This is a genomic window from Streptomyces sp. NPDC047706, assembly GCF_043204795.1.
In the GTDB taxonomy this organism is placed as follows: Bacteria; Actinomycetota; Actinomycetes; order Streptomycetales; family Streptomycetaceae; genus Streptomyces.
Map to the genome: position 1 here is coordinate 1 of NZ_JBIDCW010000076.1, position 1,073 is coordinate 1,073.

A 1,073-nucleotide genomic window follows, 5' to 3' on the forward strand; every position below is an offset into this window, starting at 1 on the left:
CCGGGCACGTGTGCGCCCTCGGTCAGGGCGGGTTCGACGCGCTTGGCGAGGACCTTGCCGAGCTCGACGCCCCACTGGTCGAAGGAGTCGATGTTCCACACCGCGCCCTGCACGAACACCTTGTGCTCGTAGAGGGCGACCAGCTGGCCGAGCACCGACGGGGTCAGCTCGCGCGCGAGGATCGTGGTCGTGGGGTGGTTGCCCTGGAACGTCTTGTGCGCGACCAGCTCCGGCGGCACACCCTCCGCGCGGACCTCCTCGGGCGTCCTGCCGAACGCCAGCGCCTGCGTCTGGGCGAAGAAGTTGGCCATCAGCAGGTCGTGCTGCGCCTTCAGCTCCTCGCTCAGCTCCGCGACCGGACGCGCGAAACCGACGAAGTCCGCCGGGATCAGCTTCGTGCCCTGATGGATCAGCTGGTAGTAGGCGTGCTGCCCGTTGGTACCGGGCGTGCCCCACACCACCGGCCCCGTCTGCCACTGCACCGGCCGGCCCGCACGGTCCACCGACTTGCCGTTGGACTCCATGTCGAGCTGCTGCAGATACGCCGTGAACCTCGACAGATAGTGGCTGTAGGGCAGCACGGCATGCGACTGCGCGTCGTGGAAGTTGCCGTACCAGATGCCCAGCAGGCCCAGCAGCAGCGGCGCGTTGGACTCGGCCGGCGCGGTGCGGAAATGCTCGTCGACCAGCCGGAACCCCTCCAGCATCTCCCGGAACCGCTCCGGCCCGATCGCGATCATCAACGACAGACCGATCGCGGAGTCGTAGGAGTAGCGGCCCCCCACCCAGTCCCAGAACTCGAACATGTTGGCCGTGTCGATACCGAACTCCGCGACCTTCTCCGCGTTCGTCGACAGCGCCACGAAGTGTCGCGCCACCGCCGCCTCGTCACCCAGCGCGGCCAGCAGCCACTGCCGCGCCGAGGTCGCGTTGGTGATCGTCTCGATCGTGGTGAACGTCTTGGACGCGACGACGAACAGCGTCTCGGCCGCATCCAGGTCCCGCGTCGCCTCGTGCAGGTCGGCGCCGTCGACGTTGGAGACGAACCGCACGGTCAGGTCACGGTCGGTGAA

At 68.2% G+C, this 1,073-nt stretch carries 1 protein-coding gene; it reads right to left on the bottom strand.

Features of this window, described 5'->3' with window-relative positions:
* A partial coding sequence (pgi, locus tag ACGF8A_RS34580) for a glucose-6-phosphate isomerase (protein WP_393114814.1) occupies positions 1–1,073 on the bottom strand: 1,073 nt, incomplete at both ends.